This window comes from Streptomyces harbinensis, from assembly GCF_900116145.1.
Taxonomy (GTDB): domain Bacteria; phylum Actinomycetota; class Actinomycetes; order Streptomycetales; family Streptomycetaceae; genus Streptomyces; species Streptomyces carpaticus.
Window position 1 is genome coordinate 114781 of record NZ_FPAB01000002.1, and the last position, 23240, is coordinate 138020.

General features: G+C 73.4%; 23 protein-coding genes. 12 read left to right on the forward strand and 11 right to left on the reverse strand.

Features of this window, described 5'->3' with window-relative positions:
• Positions 1–87 precede the first annotated feature (87 nt).
• From BM385_RS04740 to BM385_RS04755, 4 genes are read left to right on the forward strand one after another with little or no spacing between them, the layout of a single operon-like run.
• Complete coding sequence (locus BM385_RS04740; protein ID WP_254791436.1) at positions 88–2694, forward strand: sensor histidine kinase; 2607 nt, start codon at positions 88–90, stop codon at positions 2692–2694.
• Between the two features lie 11 nt (positions 2695–2705).
• Positions 2706–3146: a roadblock/LC7 domain-containing protein gene (locus tag BM385_RS04745; protein ID WP_019434551.1), complete on the forward strand. Its 441-nt coding sequence runs from the start codon at positions 2706–2708 to the stop codon at positions 3144–3146.
• Between the two features lie 11 nt (positions 3147–3157).
• The gene (locus tag BM385_RS04750; protein ID WP_019434550.1) at positions 3158–3556 is read left to right on the forward strand and encodes a DUF742 domain-containing protein; all 399 of its coding nucleotides are present in this window, start codon (positions 3158–3160) and stop codon (positions 3554–3556) included.
• The gene (locus tag BM385_RS04755) at positions 3537–4142 is read left to right on the forward strand and encodes a GTP-binding protein (protein WP_019434549.1); all 606 of its coding nucleotides are present in this window, start codon (positions 3537–3539) and stop codon (positions 4140–4142) included. Before BM385_RS04750 ends, BM385_RS04755 begins: the two co-directional genes overlap by 20 nt.
• Positions 4143–4311: 169 nt before the next feature.
• On the opposite strand, the gene BM385_RS04760 is transcribed toward BM385_RS04755, so the two are convergent.
• Positions 4312–5040 carry a M15 family metallopeptidase gene (locus BM385_RS04760; RefSeq protein ID WP_093842278.1) on the reverse strand — a complete coding sequence of 243 codons (729 nt, stop codon included), beginning with the start codon at positions 5038–5040 and terminating at the stop codon, positions 4312–4314.
• Positions 5041–5239: 199 nt separating this feature from the next.
• On the opposite strand from BM385_RS04760, the gene BM385_RS04765 reads away from it, so the two are divergent.
• A complete protein-coding gene (locus BM385_RS04765) occupies positions 5240–6136 on the forward strand; it encodes an esterase/lipase family protein (protein ID WP_093842279.1) in 897 nt (298 codons plus the stop codon).
• A 6-nt stretch (positions 6137–6142) separates the two neighbouring features.
• Here the strand turns inward: BM385_RS04765 and BM385_RS04770 are convergent, their stop codons facing one another.
• A complete protein-coding gene (locus BM385_RS04770; protein WP_019434546.1) occupies positions 6143–6775 on the reverse strand; it encodes a pyridoxamine 5'-phosphate oxidase family protein in 633 nt (210 codons plus the stop codon).
• A gap of 118 nt (positions 6776–6893) precedes the next feature.
• Positions 6894–7952, reverse strand: coding sequence for a lytic polysaccharide monooxygenase auxiliary activity family 9 protein (locus tag BM385_RS04775; protein WP_093842280.1), 1059 nt, complete (start codon positions 7950–7952; stop codon positions 6894–6896).
• Positions 7953–8343: 391 nt separating this feature from the next.
• Between BM385_RS04775 and BM385_RS04780 the strand changes: the two genes are divergently transcribed.
• Positions 8344–9855: a pyridoxal phosphate-dependent decarboxylase family protein gene (locus BM385_RS04780; RefSeq protein ID WP_019434544.1), complete on the forward strand. Its 1512-nt coding sequence runs from the start codon at positions 8344–8346 to the stop codon at positions 9853–9855.
• Entirely contained in the window at positions 9848–11176 is a 1329-nt protein-coding gene (locus BM385_RS04785) for a lysine N(6)-hydroxylase/L-ornithine N(5)-oxygenase family protein (RefSeq protein WP_093842281.1), read from the forward strand. Before BM385_RS04780 ends, BM385_RS04785 begins: the two co-directional genes overlap by 8 nt.
• Positions 11177–11248: 72 nt before the next feature.
• Here BM385_RS04785 and BM385_RS04790 read toward each other — a convergent pair whose 3' ends face one another.
• Together BM385_RS04790 and BM385_RS04795 are read right to left on the reverse strand one after the other, a co-directional pair.
• On the reverse strand, positions 11249–11650 hold the full coding sequence (locus tag BM385_RS04790; RefSeq protein WP_139275142.1) for a peptidase inhibitor family I36 protein: 402 nt from the start codon (positions 11648–11650) through the stop codon (positions 11249–11251).
• 117 nt (positions 11651–11767) lie between these two features.
• Entirely contained in the window at positions 11768–12712 is a 945-nt protein-coding gene (locus BM385_RS04795) for an ArsR/SmtB family transcription factor (protein ID WP_175542921.1), read from the reverse strand.
• A 500-nt stretch (positions 12713–13212) separates the two neighbouring features.
• Between BM385_RS04795 and BM385_RS04800 the strand changes: the two genes are divergently transcribed.
• A complete protein-coding gene (locus BM385_RS04800; protein WP_093842284.1) occupies positions 13213–13914 on the forward strand; it encodes an Abi family protein in 702 nt (233 codons plus the stop codon).
• 79 nt (positions 13915–13993) lie between these two features.
• Here BM385_RS04800 and BM385_RS28145 read toward each other — a convergent pair whose 3' ends face one another.
• Positions 13994–14977 carry a DsbA family oxidoreductase gene (locus tag BM385_RS28145; RefSeq protein WP_093842285.1) on the reverse strand — a complete coding sequence of 328 codons (984 nt, stop codon included), beginning with the start codon at positions 14975–14977 and terminating at the stop codon, positions 13994–13996.
• Positions 14978–15034: 57 nt separating this feature from the next.
• Here BM385_RS28145 and BM385_RS04810 point away from each other — a divergent pair, with 57 nt between their 5' ends.
• Positions 15035–15601, forward strand: coding sequence for a TetR/AcrR family transcriptional regulator (locus tag BM385_RS04810; RefSeq protein WP_093842286.1), 567 nt, complete (start codon positions 15035–15037; stop codon positions 15599–15601).
• A gap of 239 nt (positions 15602–15840) precedes the next feature.
• Complete coding sequence (locus tag BM385_RS04815) at positions 15841–16797, forward strand: endonuclease/exonuclease/phosphatase family protein (protein ID WP_380980103.1); 957 nt, start codon at positions 15841–15843, stop codon at positions 16795–16797.
• A gap of 72 nt (positions 16798–16869) precedes the next feature.
• On the opposite strand, the gene BM385_RS04820 is transcribed toward BM385_RS04815, so the two are convergent.
• Both BM385_RS04820 and BM385_RS04825 read right to left on the reverse strand, forming a co-directional pair.
• Positions 16870–17661, reverse strand: a complete 792-nt coding sequence (locus tag BM385_RS04820; protein ID WP_019434536.1) for a dioxygenase family protein — start codon at positions 17659–17661, stop codon at positions 16870–16872.
• A 44-nt stretch (positions 17662–17705) separates the two neighbouring features.
• Positions 17706–18254, reverse strand: coding sequence for a DoxX family protein (locus tag BM385_RS04825; protein WP_019434535.1), 549 nt, complete (start codon positions 18252–18254; stop codon positions 17706–17708).
• 106 nt (positions 18255–18360) lie between these two features.
• Here BM385_RS04825 and BM385_RS04830 point away from each other — a divergent pair, with 106 nt between their 5' ends.
• The gene (locus BM385_RS04830; protein ID WP_093842287.1) at positions 18361–18834 is read left to right on the forward strand and encodes a MarR family winged helix-turn-helix transcriptional regulator; all 474 of its coding nucleotides are present in this window, start codon (positions 18361–18363) and stop codon (positions 18832–18834) included.
• 74 nt (positions 18835–18908) lie between these two features.
• Positions 18909–19292 (forward strand): GntR family transcriptional regulator, encoded by a 384-nt coding sequence (locus BM385_RS04835; protein ID WP_019434533.1) that lies wholly within the window; start codon positions 18909–18911, stop codon positions 19290–19292.
• Positions 19293–19395: 103 nt separating this feature from the next.
• On the opposite strand, the gene BM385_RS04840 is transcribed toward BM385_RS04835, so the two are convergent.
• The 3 genes from BM385_RS04840 to BM385_RS04850 form a co-directional block, all read right to left on the reverse strand.
• The gene (locus tag BM385_RS04840; RefSeq protein WP_093842288.1) at positions 19396–21081 is read right to left on the reverse strand and encodes a glycoside hydrolase family 13 protein; all 1686 of its coding nucleotides are present in this window, start codon (positions 21079–21081) and stop codon (positions 19396–19398) included.
• 54 nt (positions 21082–21135) lie between these two features.
• Positions 21136–22311: a LacI family DNA-binding transcriptional regulator gene (locus BM385_RS04845; RefSeq protein ID WP_019434531.1), complete on the reverse strand. Its 1176-nt coding sequence runs from the start codon at positions 22309–22311 to the stop codon at positions 21136–21138.
• Positions 22312–22580: 269 nt separating this feature from the next.
• Positions 22581–23201, reverse strand: a complete 621-nt coding sequence (locus tag BM385_RS04850) for a hypothetical protein (RefSeq protein ID WP_093842289.1) — start codon at positions 23199–23201, stop codon at positions 22581–22583.
• Positions 23202–23240: the final 39 nt, after the last annotated feature.

The following is a 23240-nucleotide window of genomic DNA, read 5'->3' on the forward strand; positions in this document are numbered from 1 at the left end:
TCCTCACGCCCAGCCGCTCGTCGCGGTAGTAGGCTCGCGCTGTCGCAGCACGCAACGGCACGGACACACCCCGGGGAGGGCACGCACGTGCGAGGGAAGTCGATCCGACGAAAGATAGGGGCGCTGCTGCTCGTGCCCCTGCTGTCGCTCGTATCGATCTGGGCGTTCGCCACGGCCATCACCGTCGCCGAGGCCAGATCGCTGCTCGCCGTCGCCTCCGTCTCCGACAAGCTCGGCACCCCGGCCGAGGCCGTCATCCACGCCATCCAGCAGGAGCGCCGCCAGACCCTCGTCTTCCTCGCCGACCCGCGCCGCTCCGACGCCCTCGCCGAACTCCACGACACCCAGGAGGCGACCGAGGCGGCCGTCGCCGAGGTACGCGCGCAGGCCGCCGGCGGCGCCCGCGACGACCTGGCCGGCGGCGCCGAGGACCGGCTGGACGCCTTCCTCTCCGGCCTCGACGGACTCGCCACCCTCCGCGACCAGGTGCAGAACAACATCATCTCCCGCACCGCCGCGCTCGACGCCTACACCGTCGTCATCGACCCCGGCTTCCGCTTCCTCGCCGCCCTGCACCTCGTCGAGAACGTGGACCTCGACCGGCACGGCCGCGCCGTCGTCGGCATCGCGCAGGCCCGCGAGTACCTCTCCCGCGAGGACGCCCTGGTGGCCGGCGCCCTCGCCGCCGGCCGCATGACCGACACCGAACTGCGCCAGCTCGGCGACCGCATCACCGAACGCGCCCTCGCCTACACCACCTACCTCCCCGACCTGCCCGCCGAGGACCAGCGCGCCCACGAGGTGTTCTGGGACACCGGGCCCGGTCATGTGCTCACCGTCGTCGAGGGCCGGCTGCTGGACGGCGGCACCCGCTCCGCCCGCCCCGACCAGTGGGTGGACACCGGCGGCAACGCCCTCGAACAGCTGCGCATCCTCGGCGAGTCCGCCCAGGAGCGCTACGGGGACGCCGTCGATCCCGAGGCCACCGCCGTCCTGGTGCGGGCCTGGGCCGCCGGGGTGCTCGGCGCCGCCGCCGTGATCGTCTCGCTGGTGGTCTCGCTGCGCATCGGACGGGCCCTCATCCGCGACCTGATGACGCTGTCGAAGGAGGCCAAGGACGCCGCCGAGGTACGGCTGCCCGGTGTGCTGCGCCGGCTCGCGGCCGGCGAGCGGGTGGACGTGGAGACCGAGGCCCCGCACCTGGAGTACGGGCGCGACGAGGTCGGCCAGGTCGGCCAGTCCCTCAACACCCTCCAGCGCGCGGCCGTCGCCGCCGCCGTCGAACAGGCCACCGTACGGCGCGGGATCTCCGACATCCTCGTCAATCTCGCCCGCCGCAACCAGGTGCTGCTGCACCGTCAGCTCGGCCTGCTGGACACCATGGAACGGCGCACCGACGACGCCGACGAACTCGCCGACCTCTTCCGGCTCGACCATCTGACCACCCGGATGCGCCGGCACGCCGAGGGCCTGGTGATCCTCTCCGGCGCCGCCCCCGCCCGGCAGTGGCGCAAGCCGGTGCAGCTGATGGACGTGGTGCGGGCGGCGGTCGCCGAGGTCGAGGACTACGAGCGCGTCGAACTGCACCGCATGCCGCAGCTCGCGGTGGCCGGCGGCGCCGTCGCCGATCTCACCCACCTCATCGCCGAACTCCTGGAGAACGCCACCGTCTTCTCCCCGCCGCACACCTCCGTGCAGGTCTCCGGCGAACGCGTCCCGCACGGCTACACCCTGGAGATCCACGACCGGGGCCTGGGCATGAACCCGGAGGCGCTGCGCGAGGCGAACGAGCGCCTGGCGCACACCCCCGAGTTCGATCTCTCCGACACCGACCGGCTCGGCCTGTTCGTGGTGGCCCGGCTCGCGGAACGGCACGGGGTGCGGGTGGCGCTCAAGGAGTCCCCGTACGGCGGCACCACCGCCGTGGTGCTGCTGCCCGGCGAACTGCTCACCGAGACCGGCGAATGCCCCGACGAACGCTCCCCGCTGCCCGAACGCCCGGCCCCGCCCGAGCTGTTGAACGGGCCGGTGGACGGCCCGGTGGAGCTGGAGGCGCCGGTCGGCTTCCGCGGTCTTGAGCGGTCCCGGGAGAGCGCGCGCGGGTTCGGCCCCTACCCCTTCTCCGACCCCGCACCCGGGACCGAGCCGCACCCCGGCACCCACACCGGGCCCGACGGTGACCCCGGACCCGGCGCCCGCGACCGGGTGCGCCACGCCGAGCCGGACCCCGGATACCCCGAACCACCCGCCGTCCCCCACCACGAGGATCCCGCGACCCCGGCCGGCACCCCCGCCGGGGCCGGCCCCGAACCGCCGATCCCGCTGCCGCAGCGGCGCCGCACCCCGGTGCTGGTCGCCGACCACGGCCGGCCGGTCGGCGAACCACCGGGCGAGGACCCCGCGCCCGGCCACGAGGAGGACGCCGGCACCGGCACCACCCTCGCCGGACTGCCGCGGCGGCAGCGCCGCACCCGGCCCGCACCCGCGCCCGTCCCCGACACCTGGGACGAGCCGGAGCCCGCGGGCCACCCCGGCTCCGACCCCACGGAGCAGGACGCCGACGAAGTGCGGGCGAGGATGGCCGCACTCCAGCTCGGCTGGCGGCGCGGCCGGCAGCACAGCCACCGTGATCACCGCGGTGATCACGCAACCACCACCAGGCGGGACGACGACCCGCAGGCACCGACACCGTAAGGGGCAGACCCATGACTGCACCGGGGGCCGACGCCCGGCACGGAACACCGCAGGACGGCGAGCGTCTCGACGGCGTACTGGACGAGTTCGTCGGCAAAGTGGCGGGAATGCGCCACGCGCTGATACTCTCCGCCGACGGTCTGGCGCGCGGCGCCTCCAGGGCCCTGAGCCGGGAGGACAGCGAACAACTCGCGGCCGTGGCCTCCGGGTTCCACTCACTGGCCAGGGGCGTGGGAACACACTTCAACACCGGCGGGGTGCGCCAGACCCTGGTGGAGCTGGACGACGCGTTTCTCTTCGTGGCCGCTGCCGGCCAGGGCAGCGCGCTCGCCGTCTTCGCCGACATCGAGGCGGACATCGGACAGATCGGCTACGAGATGACGCTGCTGATCAAGCGGGTCGGCGCGCAGCTGGGCATCGCCGCACGCGGCGGCCCGGCCGGCGAGAGCTGACCGGCCGGCCGATGAGCCACGGCTGGTTCGACGAGGAGGCGGGTCCCATCGTGCGGCCCTACGCGATGACGCGTGGCCGCACCAGGGGAACCGTCGATCACCCCCTCGACCTGATCGCCCTGGTGACGGCGGAGACCGGCGATCCGGACGGCGCGGCCGGCGGCGTCAGTGATCTCACCGACCGGGAACTGGCCCCGGAGCACGCCGAGATCATGCGCCGCTGCCGCCGTACCACCGAGTCCGTGGCCGAACTGGCCACCGGGCTCGATCTGCCGGTCGGCGTGGTGCGGGTGCTCATCAGCGATCTGCTGGACGCCGGCCTGGTCCGGGTCAGCCGCCCCGTGCCCGCCTCCCAGTTGCAGGACGACAGCACACTCCGTGAGGTGATCGATGGTCTCCGGGCCCTTTGAGCGCGGCCGCAGCCGGCCGGCGGATCCCACGGCACTGAAGATCCTCGTCGCGGGGGCCTTCGGCGTGGGGAAGACGACGCTGGTCGGCGCCGTCAGCGACATCAAGACCCTTCAGACGGAGGAGTCGCTGACGGAGGCCGGGCGGCCGGTGGACGACATCCGGGCGGTGTCCGGGAAACGGTCCACCACCGTCGCCATGGACTTCGGGCGGATCACGATCAGCGATTCGGTGATCGTGTACCTCTTCGGTACCCCCGGGCAGGAGCGGTTCCGCTTCCTGTGGGACGAGTTGGCGCGCGGCGCGCTGGGGGCGCTGATCCTGGTGGACACCCGGCGGCTGGCGGACAGCTTCTCGGTGGTGGACTTCTTCGAGACCCGCGGGCTGCCGTTCGCGGTGGCGGTCAACTGCTTCGACGGGGCGATCCGTTACCCGCCGGAGCAGGTGCGCCGGGCACTGGACCTGGACGAGGACGTCCCGGTGATGCTGTGTGACGCGCGGGAGCGCGCCTCGGCCCGGGACGCCCTGGTGGCGGTGGTGGAACACGCGCTGCACCGCTCGGCGCGGCAGCGTTCCGCCGTGTCCTGAACGGGGGTTGCGGCCGTGACGTCCTGAGGCTGTTGCGTCCATGTCGCGAGTAGGTGACAACGCGCCGGAGCGTGAAACGGAGCGCGCACACGTGGCGTCGGTGATCTGTGACGGCGGCGGACATCGGGACCCACGGGGGTGGCTCCAATGACCGCCGCCGTTGCCTGTGCTAACGAGCCAGGGCTTTGGTGGACACGGGAAAGTCGAAGTACGTCTCCGGATACGGCTCGTCCCGGTAGCCGAAGTGCCACCACTCGGTGCTCACGGGTGCGAATCCCTCGGCGTCCAGGGTGTCGGCCAGCAGCCGGCGGGCGGCCCGCGCCCCGGCGGGGACATCCGGCGAGTCGCCGTGCGATCGCGGGTCGAAGAAGTCGAAGCCGGTCCCCATGTCGACCGGGGCACCGTCCGCCGCCCGCACCAGGGTGAGATCGACGGTGCTGCCCCGGCTGTGGCCCGAGCGCACCGCCAGATACCCCTCCTCCACCAGCCGGTCCTTGGGGACACGCGGATAGAACTCGGCCCGGGTGCGGCCGTCCTCGGGGCGTTCCATCCAGGCGGTGAAGTGATCCACCGCGCGCTGCGGGCGGTAACAGTCGTACACCCGCAGCCGGTAGCCCCGCTCCCGCAGGGTGCGGGCGGCCCGCGCCAGCGCCTCGGCGGCGTCCCGGGTGAGCAGACAGATTGGCTCCTCGTAGCCGTCCACGGGCTCACCGGTGAAGTTGTGCGCCCCCGCGTACCGCATCTCCTCCTCGATGTCCGGGGCGATCTCGCGCAGCGCCACGAAGCCGGCGGGCGCGGTGTCCGTCACCGGCGCCGGGCCCTGCGACCCGGACAGCGGCAGGACGAGAGCGGCACCGGCGACCGCGGCGGCGGCCAGGACGGCGGGGGAGCGGCGCATAACCGGTTCCTATCAGGGGTGCGGAGGAGTCGCGAGCGCGGTGCGGCCGATGTGATGACGGAGTGCCGGATTCTCCACGTACCCGGTGGTAGGCGAGGCGGGCGAGCGCTCCTACCGTGAGGAGTACTCAGCCGTCATGGCGGTCCGGACCAGCCTCTGCCGCGGTGTCACCCCCCTGTGATCAGCGAGGAGCCGCCCCATGAAGCTGCCCGGGTTCCGTACCCGCACCCGCACCCGGCCCCGTACCGTACCCGCCGCCCTCGGCGCGGTGCTGGCCGCCGTCCTGCTCGCCCTGCTGTCCGCGCCCGCCGGCGCCGCCCCCGCGGCGACCGCCACCGGCGGCTGGAACAAGGACGGCTGCGTCCCGGCCGCCGCCCACCCCCGCCCCGTGGTCCTGGTGCACGGCACCCTGGCCGGCGGCACCAGCAACTGGCTGGGGCTGGCGCCCTACCTCGTCGCACGCGGCTACTGCGTCCACTCCTTCGACTACGGCCGGCTGCCCGGCGTCCCGCTCCTGGGCGGCCTGGCCCCCATCGAGGAGTCGGCGGACGAACTCGCCGCCGAGGTGGACCGGGTGCTCGCCGCCTCCGGAGCCTCGGAGGTGGACCTGGTCGGCCACTCCCAGGGCGGCCTGATGCCCCGCTACTACCTCAAGCACCACCCGGACGCGGCGGGCAAGGTGAATGCGTTCGTGGCGATCGCGCCCAGCACCAACGGCACCACCCTGCTCGGGCTCACCCGGCTCCTCGACCTGATCCCGGCACTGGACCGGGCCATCGCCGAGAACGCGCCCGCCCTCGCCCAGCAGGTGGCGGGCTCCGCCTTCCTGCGCGAGCTGAACGCGGACGGCTACACGGTCCCGGGCGTCACCTACACGGTGATCGCGACCCGCTACGACGAGGTGGTCACCCCGTACCGCTCACAGTTCATCGACGAACCGGGCGTGCGCAACGTGCTGCTCCAGGACCTGTGCCCGCTCAACATCTCCGAGCACGCCACCATCGGACTCCTGGACCGGATGGCCTTCCACGAGACGGCCAACGCCCTCGACCCGGCCGGCGCCGAGCCGACCACCTGCTGGTCGGTCTTCTCCTAGCCGGGATCAGTACAGACCCTCGGTGTAGCGCGGGCCGTAGTGCTCTTCCAGCTGCGCCAGGGAATCGTCCGGCCGCTCCAGCGCCTTGGCGATCCGGGCCCGGCTCGGCAGCGACTCGGGCTGCCAGCTGTCCGGGTCCCAGGTGTGGGAGCGCAGGAACGCCTTGGAGCAGTGGTGGAAGACCTCATCGATCTCCACCACCAGGGCCAGCCGCGGGCGGTTGCGCCGCACGATCATGTCGTCGAAGAACGGTGCCTCGCGCACGATCCGGGCCCGGCCGTTGATCCGCAGCGTGTCGCCGCGGCCCGGCAGCAGGTAGATCAGCCCGACGTGCGGGTTGGCGAGGATGTTCCGGAAGCCGTCCAGGCGCTTGTTGCCCGGGCGGTCCGGGATGGCCAGGGTGCGGTCGTCCAGGACGAGGGTGAAGCCGGGCGGATCGCCCTTGGGCGACACGTCGCAGCTGCCGTCCGCGCCGCTGGTGGCGATCAGGCACAGCGGGGAGCGGGCCAGCCAGTCGCGGTCCAGCGCGTGCAGCGCCGGGCGGGCCTTGTCCCGGGTGTACGGGGCGGGTTCGCCGATCAGCTCGCGCAGTTCGCTCTCGGAGGTGACCTCCGTGAACGGTCCGGATGCGGTCGTCATCGCTCTCCCTTTCCGGGTGCTCGCGGATGCTGACAGCAGGCAGCCTACGGCGGTGCCGCCGTCCTCCCCGAAGGTGGGGGCCGGGAAGACGGCGGCACCGGTCGGTGGGCCGCGCCGGTCAGGCGCGGCGGGCGGCGGCGGCCCGGCGCCGGGCCGCCAGCAGGAGGGTCGCGGTACCGGCGGTCAGCGCCGCGGCGCCGCCGAGGGCGAGGGCGGCGGTGCCGGCCGCGTCACCGCCGGTGGCGGCCAGTTCCGGGTCGTCCTCGCCGGTGACCGCGGTGCCCTGGTCGCCGGCCGGGGCGGGGGCGTTGCCCGCCGGGGCGGTGGTGTCCGCGGGCGGCTCCCGGTCCTCCCCGGGGGTGGTGTCGTGGCCGCCGGGCCCGGTGTGGTCGCCGTGGTCCTCGTGGTCGCTGTGGTCCTCGTGGCCGCTGTGCTCCCCGTGCTCCCCGTGCTCGCCGTGGTCCGTGTGGCCGGATTCCTCCGCTCCGGGCCCGGTCTCCGGCGCGGTGGCGGGCGGCGCCGGCTCGATGACCGTCCCGCCGCCTGCCGCGCCGCCGAACACCACGTCAGAGCATGTGTAGAACGCCTCGGGGCTGTCACTGCGCTGCCAGACGCTGTAGATCAGATGCCGCCCCGAGCGGTCGGGCACGGTCAGGTCGAAGACGTACGAGCCGTTCTCCAGCGGCGGGTCGGTGACCGTGCCGAAGGACTCCAGGTCCGACCAGCGCAGCGGGGTGCTGGGGTCGTACCCCTCCTTGGTGATGAACAGTTCGAAGCCGCCGCGGTGCGGCGCGGTGGCCCGGTAGCGGAAGGTGTGCTGCCCGGCGGAGAGCGTGGAGGCGGGCCAGTCGGCACGGGCCTGGTCGAGACCGGCGTACTTGTCGCGGCCCGCGCTGCACAGCTTGCCGTCCGGGATCAGCTCCCGGTGCCGGCCGGCGGCGTCGGCGAGGTTGACCTCGTTCCAGTCGTACAGGGGCTGGGTGCCGCCGATGGCCACCAGGTCGCGGCAGGCGTCGGAGACCGGGCTCTCGGGTCCCTCGTCGAAGCAGGTCTTCACCCGGCTGACCGGGTCCTCCAGCGAGCCGTGGGCCCCGGCCGGGGACGCGGTGGCCAGGGTGATCATCAGCGGGGCAACGGCAAGGGCCGCGACCGTGGCGGCGGCGCGCAGCGCAGTCATCGTCGAACGTCTCCTCGGATCGGGGGCCCGGGCCGTGACGGGGGATCAGCGGCCCGGGGAATGAGCACGCTAGCCGCCGGGCTGGCCCGATCCGGGCGGTCGAAGGGGGTTTCACGGGTCTTTAAGTCCGGGCTAAGGAGCGGGCCAAGGCCGGGTTAAGCACGGAAGGGGCGGGTGGGGCGCCTCGGGCGGACGGTGGACTTTCGGTCATAGGCCCCGAGCGGGGACAGGCATGGTTGACATGGTTAGGTATGCCTAACCTAAATTGATCGACGGCCGAGCCGCACTCGACCGCTGCGCACCACCCGCACCACCCGCACCACCGAGCACCCCCACCGTCAACGCAAGGGACCGTACAGAGCCCATGAGCATGCCCGGCCACGCACCAACCGTGCCCGTGCCCCCCACCCTGCTGGAACCCGACCTGCTCGCCGCCGACCCCGCCGGACTGGCCGACGTCGGCAGACTGGTCACCGAACTCACCCGCGAAGCCGCCGGCGCCCTGCGCCGCCGCACCGGACCGCTGCCCACCCAGACCCCCGGCCAGCTCGCGGCCCTCGTCGACCGGCAGTTCCCCGACGGGCCGATACCCCGGCACGGCGGCGGCCGGGCAGCCGTCCTCGCCCTGGCCCGCGCCTACGCCGCCGGCACCGTGGACCTCGCCGACCCGCGCGCCGCCGCGCACCTCCAGCCCCCCTCGCTCAGCGTCGCCGCCGCAGCCGACGTCCTCGCCTCCGTCTTCAACGCCTCCGTCGACACCTGGGACTCCGGCCCCTACGCCGTCGAACTCGAACGCCGTCTCATCGCCGCCCTCACCGAACTGGCCGGCTACGGCCCGGCCGCCGGCGGCGTCCTCACCCCCGGCGGCAGCGCCTCCAACCTCCAGGCCCTGCTCATCGCCCGCGACACCGCCCTGCGCCCCGGCCGCGACGTCCGCACGGCCGGTCTGAGCGGCCTCACCGTCCGCCCCGTGCTCTACTGCTCCGAACTCGCCCACTTCTCCATGGCCCGCGCCGCCGCCCTGCTCGGACTCGGTGAAGACGCCGTCCGGCCGGTGCCCGCCGACGAACACCACCGGATGCGCCCCGAAGAGCTCGACCGCGCCCTGCGCACCCGCGCCGCCGACGAACTCCCCATCGCCGTCGTCGCCACCGCCGGCACCACCGACTACGGCTCCATCGACCCGCTGCCGCAACTCGCCGCCATCGCCCGCGACCACGGCGTCCATCTGCACGTGGACGCGGCCTACGGCGGCGGCGCCCTCTTCTCCGAGCGGATGCGGCCCCTGCTGGACGGCATCGAACACGCCGACAGCATCACCATCGACCTGCACAAAACGGCCTGGCAGCCGGCCGCCGCCAGCGCGCTGCTGCTGCGCGACCGGGCCGGCTTCGCCGTCACCACCGGGCTGCGGGTGGCCTACCTCAACCCGGAGGACGACGGCGAAGCCGGCTACGACGGACTGCTCGGCCACTCGCTCCAGACCACCCGGCGGGCCGACGCGCTCAAAGTCGCCGCCACCTTCCTGGCCCTCGGCCGGGAGGGCGTCGGCGCGATGCTCGACGCCTGCCACGACCTCGCCCGGCACGCCGCCCGCGCGGTGAGCGCCCACCCCCGGCTCGACCTCACCACCGAACCCGTGCTGACCACCGTGGTCTTCCGCTACCGGCCCCGCACCACCACCGACCCGGCCGCCGTCGACGCCATCAACGGCGCGCTGCGCCGCCGGCTGCTGCGCGAGGGCAGCGCCCTGATCGGCCGCACCGAGACGGCCGGCGCCGTACAGCTGAAACTCACCCTGCTCAACCCGCAGGCCAGGGCGAGCGACATCGACGAGATGCTGGCCGCCGTGGACGCGGCCGGAGGGGCCGAAGAGGCCGAGGAGGAACACCACCATGGCTGAATCCGAACGGGAGACCGTGCTCGACCTCGCGGCGGTCGGCATCGGCCCCTTCAACCTGTCGCTGTCGGCGCTGGCCGACGGCGTACCCGGCCTCGCGTACGCGGCGTACGACCGGCGCCCCGCGTACGACTGGCACCCGGGGCTGATGTTCGACTGGGCCAAGCTCCAGGTCGGCTTCCTCGCCGACCTGGTCTCCCTCATCCGGCCGACCAGCCGCTGGTCGTTCCTCAACTACCTCGTCGAACACGACCGGATGTACCCCTTCTACATCGCCGAGCGCTTCCACATCCCGCGCCGCGAGTACGCCGACTACTGCGCCTGGGCGGCGGCCCGGATACCCGGGCTGCACTTCGGCACCTCGGTGGACGCGGTGGAGTGGGACGCCGGCCGCGACCTGTGGCTCCTGACGGTGCGGGAGGTCGCCACCGGCGCCACCCGGGTGCAGGCCGCCAGGAACATCACCCTGGGCATCGGCACCGAGCCGGCCCTGCCCGCCCCGCTGAAGGACCTCGCCGGCCACCCCCGGGTCCTGCACTCCGGCGAGCACCTGCACCGGATCGACGCGCTCGCGGCGGCCGGAGTACGGGACATCACGGTGATCGGCTCCGGCCAGTCCGGCGCCGAGGTCTTCCTGGACCTGATCCGCCGGCAGAAGGAGACCGGCTGGGCGGTCAGCTGGCTCACCCGCTCCTGGGGCTTCGCGCCGCTCGACTACTCCAAACTGGTGCTGGAGTACACCACCCCCGCCTACATGCGGTACTTCCACGGCCTGGACCCGGAGGTGCGCGACCGGCTCATCGCCTCGCAGTGGCAGCTGTACAAGGGCATCGACAGCGAGACGATCGACCTCATCCACGACGAGCTGTACGACCACCTGCTGGACGGCGACCGGCCGCCGGTCACCCTGCTCCCCGCCACCGCCCTGGCGGCGGCCGAGACCGGCGGCACGGACGGCAGCACGCTCCGCCTCACCACGCACCACGCCGATACGGGCGAACGCGCCGTCCGCGAGACGTCGGCGATCGTCGCGGCCACCGGCTACACCGCCCGCCGTCCGGACTGTCTGTCCCCCGTGGACAAACTCATCGCCTGGGACCCCAAGGGCCGTTACGACATCAGCGAGGGCCACCGCGTCACCACCGCCCCCGAGGTGACGGCCGGCCTGTACGTCCAGAACGCCGAACTCCACACCCACGGGGCAGCCGCCCCCGACCTGGGCATCGGCGCCTACCGGGGCGCACTGATCCTCAACGCGGTCACCGGAACGGACCACTTCCCGATCCCCCGCCGCACGGCGTTCCAGACCTTCGGTCCGCGGTAGCACTGCGACGACCGAGGGAGTCACCGCCGGCCGGGTACGTGGCCGGCGGTGACGTGCGCATGGTGACGGAGGCTAGCCGCTCGTGATGACGCGGTAGGAGCTGACCCACTTACCAATCTTCTTGTAGCCGGTCCGATCGATGACGATCGCCCCTCCGCTGCAGTTGTAGTTGTCCCACAGCTCCACCCTGGCCGCGCTGCTGGTCCGGGCGGACCGGATGCTGTCGTTCCAGCCGTCGCCGACGTAGACGCACGTGCCCACCGCCCCGGTGAACCTCTTGTTCGGCCCCTTGAAGTCGGTCTGCGCATAGGCGTAGAAGCCACCGGTCGCCTGCGCGGAGACATCGTTGGCGCTCTCGGTGACCGCCGGTGCGAGGGGCTGGGCGGATGTCGGGTTGGCCAGGATGACCGAGCCACTCAGAGCCGCCGCGGCGGCCGTGATGGCGACAAAACGCTTGCGCATCTGTTTCTTCACTCCCCTTCGGTGCCGGCCGCGGCTCCCTCCGCTGCCGTACGTCCCGTAGCGTCGCAGTCCATCAGAAACCCGGGCAACACCTTCGGTCCACCCCGAAACGCCCAGGTCGGGCAGAGGTTAGAGTCGACTGTCAGGCGTCCCCTCCAGCAGCGCACGGCCCAGCGGGCTGAGCGAGTGCTGGCTTGTCGCCCCCTCGCGCCGCGTCAGGACCAGACCCGCCTCGCGCAGCACCCGCAGATGTTCGCTCGCCGACGCGGCCGAGGCACGGATGTGACCGGCCAGCTCGGTCGTGCTTCCGCCCGAGGCGGCTGCCTCCAGCACCGCCGCCCTGGTCCGTCCCAGCAGCCGCGACACCCTGCGCAGCTGACCGACGTCGGGCGGCGGCGTGGCCCACGCCGTCTCGTGGCGGATGGGGTACACCAGCACCGGCGGCAGCGCCGGATCACGCAGTACCGTGGGCACCCGCCAGCAGAAGAACGCCGGAACCAGCACCAGGCCCCGGCCGTCCAGGCGCAACTCGCGTCCGAACGGCCCCTGTGCGACGCGCAGCACCGGGGGTTCCCAGGTCACCGTCGGATGCAGGGTGCTCAACAGGAGGTCGACCCCGCCCCGTAACAGTACCTGTGCCCGCCATGCCCGGTCGGCTGCCAGTTGCCGCTCCATGACGGGCATGAACGGTGCGAGCAGGGCACGGCGGAAAGCCGCGATCCCCTCTCCCAGGCGTCGCATGTCCGCCGCCTCACCACGGGCCAGAGCTCTGACCCAGGGAAAGTCCCGGCGGGCCGGCGGCAGCTGGGCGAGTTCGGCGCTCAGCCGGGCCCGGCCGGTCTCGCGCACCGCGTTCAGGCCGGCGTCGAAGCCGCCGCTCCGTGCCTCGGCAGGGGTGAGGAAGTCCGGTGAGTACCCGCGCGCCGGGGCGAGTACCAGCAAGCGGCGCATCGGTCCGGTCAGCCGGGAGGCGGCGAACCGCCGCCACTGTGCGAACACCTCGGCCCCGTCCTGCCGCTGCAGCTGATGAGCCGCCAGCAAGATCTCCCACAACTCGTCGGATCGCTCGGCCACCCGCACACGGCCCGTATCGGACTCACTGAACCTCACCCGCAGTGCCATTCACCCTCCCCGGAACAGCGGTGTTCACTTGCCTTGATGACGTGGCGCGGCGCCGACAGGATGCCGCAGGGCGGGCACCGGTGCGGAAAATGGCGGGGATTGGACGACGGGGGACATCAAGTGAGGGGCGATCCACCCAGGCCGGGGCGAGCGCCGGCGCCTGTGATGGCACTGACCCCAACGCCCTTGCGCACACGTGGTTTTGACAGCAGCGGACGGCCCTGTAGGTTCCGCTTCACGGTCTTCGCCCCTCCGGGAGGGTGGGCCGTCGGACAGGTCGAGCCGTGGAGCGAGCATGCGGGGGAAGACGCGGAAGCCGCGGGTTCCGGTGTGCGTGCCGCGGGGCTCGCCGGAGGCGGAAACGTCTTAGCCCCGGCGACATGATCGCGAAGATCAGCGGTCCACCGGGGCTTGTCACCGTGCATCCTACCCGATGTCCCGCAGGAGGAACAGTGACGCACATACCCCCGGCCCCCGCGCCGGGGCCGTGGGTGGAGGAGTGGCTCAGCCCCGCCCGGCACGCCGTCTACCTCGACGCGGCCGGGGGCGACCCGGCGCGGGCGCTGGCGCTGTACGAGTGGAACACGGCCCTGGCCTGCGCGGTGCTGCGCGATCTGAGTCACTTCGAGATCGCGCTGCGCAATGCCTACGCCCGGGCGCTGGACGCGACCTGGACCGGTGAGGGGCACTGGCTGGACGACCCGGCCAGCCCGCTGCGGGCCCCGCTGATCCGGGTGCGGAAGGGCGGCCGGGGCCGGGCGCGGCGGCGGGTGGACATCAATGACAAGACCCGCGGCGCCATCGACGGGGCGCGCCGGCGGTACGGGCGCGCGGCCCCGCCCGGCAAGGTGATCGCCGAGCTGTCGCTGGGCGTGTGGCGGTATCTGTCCACCTCCGCTCACGAGAAGACGCTGTGGGTGCCCCATCTCCACCGGGCCTTCCCGCCCGCCACCCACCGCGCGACGGTCGACCGGCATATCGGTGGGCTGCACGAACTGCGCAACCGGGCCGCCCACTGGGAGCCCTTGCTGACGGTGCCCGTCGGCGCGCGGATGCGCGACCTGCTGGAGGTCACCGGCCTGCTGGGCCCCGACCTGGCCGCCTACATCGAGCACACCAGCCAGGTCGCCCCCACCCTCGCCCGGCGCCCGTAACCGCGTCCGGCCGCCGGGCCGGTCCGGGGCCCGCACGGGTGGGGTGGGGCCGGCACCCCGGTCCCACCCCACCCGTACCTCACTCCTCGTCCTGCCGCATCGCCGCCGCCAGGCGCAGATGCGGGGCCGCTTCCGCCGGGCGGCCCTGGCGTTCCAGGGTGCGGCCCAGGAGCAGCCGCAGATACGCGTCGTCCGGGGAGTGGGCCGTCAGGCTCTCCAGTTCCGTCCGCGCCCGCTCCAGCTGCGCCGAGTGGTAGTAGGCCCGCGCCGCCAGGACGCGGACCGACCACTCCGTGCCGTGGTCCGCCAGCAGCGGGCGCAGCAGCGTCAGGGCGCCCAGCGGGTCGCGCTTGTCGAGCAGGGACTCGGCCAGCCGCAGGCGTTCCACCTCCTCCGGGAGCTCCCGCTCCGGCGGCGTGTCCGCCGCATCGCGCAGGAACGCGGTCATCGCTTCCGGGGACTGCGCGCCCGCCAGGGCCCGCTTGCCCGCCACCAGGGTGGGGGAGGAACGGACGCCGATGGCCTTGCCGCGCAGCAGGTCCTCGCGGACCCGGTCGGTGCCCGCGCCGGAGGCGAGCAAGTCGCCGCCGTCCGCGAATCCGGCCGCGCGGGCCGCTTCCGCCAGCACGTCCGGGTCGCTGATGTCGCGCGCGGTGACGAAGTGGGCCTTCAGGACCTCCTCCACGACCGCGTCCTGCAGCGCCGCCCCGCCCCGCTCGTGGGCGAGCGCGATCAGCCGGTGGGCCGGTCCGCTGTCCGCGCGCCAGACCGCTCCGAACGGGGTGCCGAGGCCGGCGTCGGCCGCGATCCGCGAGACGCGGGTGGCGTTCTCGACGGGGGAGAGGCCGTCGGGCGTGCAGGCGCTCAGCGCCTCGTCCGCCAGCGGGTCGATCTGCCACTCCGCCAGCGGCTCTGCCTTCCGCGGGGCCATCGGGTCGATGCGGAACGGCCGCCACACCACCTCGACGCGCTCGCCGTCCCAGCCGGCGAGCGCCGCCTCCAGGCGCCGCTTGCCGATGTACGCCCAGGGACACACCACGTCGGCCCAGATCTCGATTCGCATGCCCGCACCATAAACGACACCTGTTGTGTATGCAACATCTGTCGTACAGTAGGGGCCGTGAGCCCACTCAACCCCGACGATCCCCGCGCCCGCCGCACCCGGGAACGGCTGCGCGCCGCCGCGCTCGAACTGGCCGGTGAGCACGAGCTGAGCAGCATCACCATGTCCCTGGTCGCCCGGCGGGCCGCGATCAACCGTGCCACCGTCTACGCGCACTACCCGGACCTCGACGCCCTCGTCACCGACGCCATGGACGACGCCATCGGCGGGCTCTCCCGCGCCGTCGCGCTCTGCCCGCTCCAGGCGCCGCGCGACGCCCCGCCGCAGCCGCTCCTCGATCTCTTCGCCGAGGTGGAGGCGGGCGCGGTGCTCTACCGGCGGATGCTCTCGGAGAGCGGCAGCGCCCGGTTCGCGCACCGCATGCAGCGCCGGCTGGCCGCCGGGCTCGCCGAACGCTTCGCGCACGGCCACCGCCCGCCCGCCACCGACGACGTACCGCTCGACCTGCACGCCGGCTATCTCGCCGGCGCGCTCTGTGGGGTGATCACCACCTGGATCACGGCGGAGCCCCCGGTACCCGCCGCCGACGCGGCACTCGCCACCTGGCGGCTCCTCCTCGCCTAGGGCCCTGGCCCTGGCCCCGTACCCGCCCCGAGGCGGCAGCGCGCGTCGATCACGCCGGGCCCCGCGCACCGGGCTCGTATGATCGAACACCCTGCGCGTCATGCCCGGCGCACACCCGGTCGGTGAGCGCTTCCGGCTCACCGGCGCTTTCCGGCGCGCGGGGTCCGGACGAAGGGAACACCGTGGCGGAGAAGACCGGGGCGGACACGCCGACGGTGCGGAAGGCCCGTCGGCCGGTGATCCGGTGGCCGGGTGAGGACGCCCGGGGCCGGTCGGTCTGGACCCGGGGGCGGGTGCTCGCGGCGTGCGCGGTGCTGACGGCCGGCCTGCTGGCGTTCCCCGGCCTCGTGCCCAACACGCCCGGCCGGCTGGGGAGTCTGCTGGAGTCCTTCCTGCCCTGGCTCGGCCTGGTGATCGTGGTGCTGCTCGGCCTCGCCGCGCTGCGGCGTTCGGCCACCGCTCTGCTCGCGCTGCTGCTGCCGGTGGTCGCCTGGACCGCTCTCTTCGGCGGGCTGGTCCGGCCGGCCCAGGGCGGTGACGTCGATCTCGTCGTGGTGCAGCACAACGTGAGCGACGAGAACGACGACCCGGCGGGCACCGCCCGCGCCCTGGCCGGAGCGGAGCCCGATCTCATCGCGCTCCAGGAGCTGTTGCCCTCCGCGCTGCCCGTCTATCAGGAGGAACTGGCCGCGCGGTACCCGTACCACGAGGTCCGGGGCACCGTGGGGCTCTGGTCCGTTCACCCGCTCAGCGACACCCGGGCCGTGGACATCAAGCCGCGGGACATCGAGGAGTACTGGAGCCGTGGGATGCGGACCGTGGTCCACACCCCGCACGGCGAGATCGCGGCGTACGTCGCGCACCTGCCGTCGGTGCGCCTCGGGACCGGCGGGTTCGCGTCCGCCCGGCGCGACGAGAGCGCCCAACGGCTGGCCCGGGCCATCGCGGCCGAGGAACTGCCCCGGGTGGTCCTGCTGGGCGACCTCAACGGCACCGTCGAGGACCGCGGGCTGGCGCCGCTGACGGACCGGCTGAACGTGCCGGAGAGCGGCTTCGCCTTCAGCTTTCCCGCGGCCTTCCCGGTGGCCAGGATCGACCAGGTCATGGCCCGGTCCGCGACGGTCTCCCGCATCCACACGCTGCCCACCGCCGGCAGCGACCACCTGCCGGTGGTCGCCCACCTGCGGTGGGAGTGACCGGCACCGGCGCGGATCGGGGCCGGCCCCGGGACGTCCGCCCCCGGCGCCGCCGGGCGGCCCCCGCCCCGGTCAGCCCACCTGGATGGAGCGCTTGGCCAGCCCGCCCCAGAAGCCGTCGATCACCGTGCGCTGGCCGGTGAGCTGGTCCTCGCCCGCGCCCAGCGTCACGAACAGCGGTGCGAAGTGCTCCGTCCTGGGGTGGGCGATCCGCCCGGACGGGGACGCGTGCTCGAAGTCGAGCAGCGCGTCGATGTCCCCGGTGCGCAGCGCCTCCTCGCCCCAGGCGTCGAACTCCTTCGACCACCCCGGCGCGTCCTGGGGCGAACTGCCCCAGCTGAACCCGCTCAGATTGTGGGTGAAGAAGCCGCTGCCGACGATCAGCACGCCCTCGTCCCGCAGCGGCGCCAGGCGCCGGCCCAGCGCCAGCAGCCGCTGCGGTTCGAGGGTGGGCATGGAGATCTGGAGCACCGGGATGTCCGCCTCCGGGTACATCTCCTTCAGCGGTACGTACGCCCCGTGGTCCAGGCCGCGCGCCGGATCCTCGTGCACCGGGGTGCCGGGGGCGCCGGTCAGGGCGCGGACCCGAGCGGCGAGTTCCGGGGCGCCGGGCGCCGGATAGGTCACCCGGTAGTAGTGCTCGGGGAAGCCCCAGAAGTCGTACATCAGCGGCACCGGGTGGGTGGCGCCGATGGTGAGCGGTGCCGACTCCCAGTGCGCGGAGACGATGAGGATCGCCCGGGGGCGGGGGAGTGCGGCCGACCACCGGGCCAGCTGCCGGGTCCACAGGGCGTCGTCGGCCAGCGGGGGCGCGCCGTGGCTGAGGTACAGCACGGGCATCCGGTCAGTGGCGGGGGCGGTCATGGCACTCCACTCCTTCGGGAGGTGAATCCGGTCCGGTCGGACCGTCAGTTGCGGATCAGCAGGGTGACGCCCGCGACCACCAGGGCCAGCGCCAGCGCGGCGAGACCGTGGGTCAGCCGGTGCTCGCGCACCTGGGCGGGCAGCGGGAGGACGTGGTCGACCGCGTACCGGCCCGGCCCGGAGAGGGTCAGCGCGACGGCGGCGAGGCCGAGGACCAGCGGCAGTTCGAAGCCGCCGAGGAACGGGTCGTCCCAGTGCGCGGAGACGATGACGTTGATCATGGTGCCCACGATCGCCGCGCCCGCCAGCGGGGTGAGCAGACCGAGGGCGAGACCGAGGCCGCCGAGGGTTTCCGAGAGGCCGGCGACGAGGGCCATGGTGCTGCCGGAGGGGTAGCCGAGGAACTCGAAGAACTGGCCGGTGCCGTCCAGCCCGCCGCCGTCGAACCAGCCGAACAGCTTCTGCGTGCCGTGCGCGGCCATCGTCAGGCCGACGGCCAGGCGCAGCACGAGCAGGCCCAGGTCGGCGCCGGTGGGCGCGGTGCCGCCGCCGTCGAGGGCGGCGCGGGACGTCAGAGTCGTGGGGGAGGTCATAGGTGAAGGTCTCTCCATGTCGACGGTGTCATCGTTCAAATTCGAACCACGTGTCCCGGAGCGTACAGGAGAGGTTCGAATTTGAACAACAACGTAGTATGGAGATATGGCGAAGACGCGATGGCTGGACGAGCAGGAGATGGCTGCCTGGATTGCCTTCCTCGAAGTGAGCCACCGGGTCTTCCGCTCCGTGGAGGCCCAGCTCAAGGAGGACGAAGGGCTCTCCCACGCCCAGTACGAGATCCTGGTGAAGCTCTCCGCCGCCGGTGAGGCCGGACTGCGGATGACGGTCCTGGCCGACTCGCTCATCACCCCCAAGAGCGGGCTCACCTACCAGGTCGGCCGGCTGGAGCAGAGCGGCCTGGTCACCCGAACGGCCTGCGACTCCGACGTACGCGGCGTCACCGCCCGCATCACCCCCCGCGGCCTGGACGTCCTGCGGGCGGCGGCCCCCGGCCATGTGGCACGGGTGCGCGAGGTGCTGATCGACCTCATGGACCGGCCCCAGCTGCTCGCCCTGGCCGACGCGCTGGGCACCGTCAACGGGCGGCTGCGCGAGGGCACGGGCGGCACCGCGTAGCGCGCCGCGCCGGGCCGGGCGCCCGGGACGGCCCGCCGCCGGTGGCCGCCCCGGTGAGCGGGCGACGGGAGAGAATGACCGGCGTGAAGATCGTCATCGACGCCGACTCGGCCACCGCCCCCTTCGAGCAGCTGCGCGCCCAGATCGCCGGCCAGGCCCACGACGGCACCCTGCCCACCGGACACCGGCTGCCCACCGTGCGCGGCCTCGCCGAACAGCTCGGCCTCGCCGCCAACACGGTGGCCAAGGCCTACCGGGCCCTGGAGAGCGACGGGGTGATCGAGACCCGGGGCCGCAACGGCACCTTCGTCGCCGCCGCCGGGGACGCCGCCGCGCGCGAGGCAGCGGCGGCGGCCCTGGACTTCGCCCGGCGCGCCCGGCGGCTCGGCCTGGACCGGGACGCCGCCCTGGCCGCCGCGCACGAGGCGGTGCGCGCCGCGTACGACGAGAGCCGGTAGCGGGGTACGAGCGGTCCGCCCCGGCGGGTCCGCCCGCCGCCCGCCCCGGCCGCTGCGGTCCGCCCCGGCGGGTCCGGCCGCCGCCCGCCCCGGCCCCGTACCGCTAGACCGCCCGGGCACCCCCGCCCCACAGCCAGGCCGTCGTGTCCGGGGGCAGCTTGCCGGACTCGATGCGGTCACTGGACAGCAGCACGCCCCAGTTCTTCGGCAGCGGGTACGGCTCGGCGGAGAGGTTCACCACGCAGCGCAGCACCGCCGCCCGTTCGAAGGCCAGGATGTCCGGCGGCGTCTCCAGCCACCGCAGCGACTCGGCGGCGAACCCGCGCTGTCCGCGCCGCAGCCGCAGCGCCGACCGGTACAGCTCCAGCATGGAGCCGGGCGTACCGGACTGCCGCTGCGCCGTCCGCCCGTGCCACTCGCGCGGCTGCGGCAGCCACGGCTTGCTGCCGCGCGGCCCGAAGCCGAACGGCGCCTCCGTACCCGACCACGGCATCGGCACCCGGCAGCCGTCCCGGCCGCGCACCGTACCGCCGGTGCGCTTCCACGTCGGGTCGCGCAGCAGGTCCTCGGGGAGGTCCTCGACCTCCCACAGGCCCAGTTCCTCGCCCTGGTACAGATACGCGTTCCCCGGCAGTGCCAGCATGAGCAGCGCCGCCGCGCGCGCCCGCCGGGTGCCCAGATCGTGGTCGGCGGGACCGGACACGGGGACGTCGTACCCGTGCTCCCCGAGCATCGTCGCGCTCCGGCCGTACCGGGTGACCTGGCGGGTGACGTCGTGGTTGGCCAGCACCCAGGTCGCCGGGGCGCCCACCGCCGCGTGCGAGGACAGATTGCGGTCGATGACCCGCCGCAGCGCCTCCGGCTCCCACGGCGCCGTCAGGAACGGGAAGTTGAACGCGGTGTGCAGTTCGTCGGCGCGCAGGTAGTTCGCCAGCCGCTCCTCGCGCACATGCGCCTCGGCGACGAACACCCGGTCACCGGCGTAACTGTCGGCGATCTTCCGCCATGTCTGGTAGATCTCGTGCACGCCGTCGTGGTCCCAGTGCGGATGCCCCTCGCGGTGCCGCTCGTGCTCGAACAGCATGCCCTCCGGGACCCCCAGGTCCGGCAGCGCCGGATCCTTGGCGAGACCGTGCGCCACATCGATGCGGAAGCCGTCCACGCCCCGGTCGAACCAGAAGCGCAGAATCGATTCGAACTCCGCGCGCACCTCGCGGCTCGCCCAGTTGAGGTCGGGTTGTTCGGGCGCGAACAGATGCAGGTACCACTGCCCGGGGGTGCCGTCCGGGTCGGTGGTCCTGGTCCAGGCGCTGCCGCCGAACCGGCTGCGCCAGTCGTTGGGCGGCAGCGATCCGTCCGGGCCGCGCCCGTCCCGGAAGTGGTAGCGGTCGCGCTCGGGCGAGCCGGGCGGCGCGGCCAGCGCCTCGGTGAACCAGGCGTGCTGGTCGGAGGTGTGGTTGGGCACGATGTCCAGCAGTACCCGGATGCCGTGCGCGTGCGCCTCGGCGATCATCTCCTCCGCCTCGGCCAGCGTGCCGAAGGACGGATCGATGCCCCGGTAGTCGGCGACGTCGTAGCCGCCGTCCTTCATGGGGGAGGGGTACCAGGGGGTGACCCAGACGGCGTCGACGCCCAGCTCCTTCAGATAGGGGAGCCGGGCCCGCAGTCCGGCGATGTCGCCGATGCCGTCGCCGTTGCCGTCGGCGAAGCTGCGGATGTAGACCTGATAGCTGACGGCCGTACGCCACCAGGGCGTGGCCGGTGTCCGGTGAATACGGGTGCGGGGCACGTATCTTCCATTCCTCTTGCGAGTTGACCCTGGGAGATGCGCGGCTTCAGCGGCTCACCGCGCGGTGGTGCGGGTGTGCTGGTCCGGGAGCCGGTCGTACGCCGTACCGTCCCGGGGTGCCGGCGGCTCCGCCGCACGGCCGGGGTGTCCGGGGCGGTCGGGGTGCCCGGCGCCCTCGGGTCGGTCGGGAAGTCCGGGATGGTCCCGGCTGGTCCGGGGGCCGGCCACACGGGCCGCTCCGGTGGTGCCCCGGACCACGAGCCGGGTGGGCACCACCACCTCGGCGGGCTCCTCGCTCGCCCCGGACAGCGCGTCCAGGATCTGGCGGGCGAGCAGCTCCCCCTGGTGGGTTACGGGCTGGGCAATGGTCGTGAGGTTCAGCAGCTCGGCCGTCTCGTGGTCGTCGAACCCGATGACCGAGACATCGTCGGGGGCCCGCAGGCCCATTCTGGTCAGGGTGCGCAGCGCGCCGAACGCCATCAGATCGGACTCGGCGAACACGGCGGTCGGCGGATCGGGCAGGCTCAGCAGCCGGGCCATCGCGGAGGCGCCCTCCTCGATGCCGAAGTTGCCCGGTGCCTCCAGATCCGGCTCGTACGGGATGCCGGCCTCGGCCAGCACCGAACGGTAGGCGTGCTCACGGACGATGGGTGTGGTGAAGCCCCGGGGATCACCGAGCGCCCCGGTGATCATCCCGATCCGCCGGTGCCCGAGATTGATCAGATGGCGCACCGCCGTGGTGGCGCCCTGGGCGTTGTCGATGGAGACGTGCCAGCAGCCCGGCACGCGGGTGCCGAGGACGGCCACCGGGACCTCCATGGAGACCAGCGCGTCGGACTCCGCCGCCGACAGCGGGAGATTGAGGACGATGAGCGCGTCCACCCGGCGGCGCAGCGGCATCCGGGCGAAGAACCGTTCATGGACGCGGGCGTCGCCCAGGTTGTACAGCAGCAGATCCAGGTCGTTGGCGCGCAGCACCGAGTCGATGCCGGAGAGCACCTGGCTGTAGAACCACCGGTTGACGAACGGCAGTACGACGCCGATGGTGCCGGTCCGGCCCGAGGCGAGGCTGGAGGCGTGCGGGGAGATCGCGTACGACAGCTCCTCGGCCGCCCGCAGCACCCGTTCCCGGGTCACCTCGGACACGTTCGGCAGCCCGCGCAGCGCGCGCGAGACGGTGGCCGTGGACACCTTCGCGCGTTTGGCGACATCGATGATGCTCGCGGCCATACGCTCTGCTGACCCTCCGTTCGCTGCGACGAGAGCGAACGTAGCGCCGGTCACGGAGTGAGTGCAATCGTTTACATGAAAAGATCTTCGATATGCGCCAGTTCCCGCCGCACCCGGTGATCCACTCGCCAAAACAGCTGGTGGCGGCCGTGAAAGGCGATGTAAGCGTGTACATGCGGAGGCGGTGGCACACCGGTGGCCGGGCCGGATGACCCGGCCCGGCACGGTGAGGAGTGGCCAAAAACGTACGCTCCCGGCCGCCCTGACGATCAGCCGCCGAGCTTGGTCAGGGCGATCGCGGTGGTCTCCTTGAACGCGGACACCGGGGCGTCGGACAGCCGGCCCATCTCGCCCCAGCCGACGACGGTCACGGTGTCCCCGCTGCGCCCGACGCCGAACAGGTTCAGCCCGAGCCCCGCCTGCTGCGGCGCGGTGTGCACCCCGAACACCCGGGCGCCGTCGCCGGCCTCCACGGTGCCGAAGTCGTCCCAGCCGGCCGTCGCGCCCGGGTTCTCGCGCAGCCAGTCGGCGGCGCAGTCCGCCACCGCGTCGGCGAGTCCTGCGGCCAGCGCCTGCGCCTCGGCGGCGCTGCCGGTCTCGACCACGAGCTGGTGGGCCGTGGTGTCGACGTCGGTGTAGTAGTCCCGGCTCCAGGTCCCGCCGGCCGGCAGCTCCACGTCCCCCAGACAGAACTGCGGCAGCTCCGGCGCGCCCTGCCGGATGTCCTGCGCGAACCAGTCGGAGCTCTGGTGCGGCGGCAGGTCGCCGGTCTCCAGGAACGCCGGCGCCTGGCCGGCCGCCGTCGCGGCGCCCGCCGACGACAGCGTGAGCGCCGCCAGCGCGGCGAGCGCGCCGGCCGCCACGGCGGTACGGGTGCGGGTGAGTCGCATGGGAGTGCCCCCCTCGAAGTGGTGTGCAGCTGAACGCTC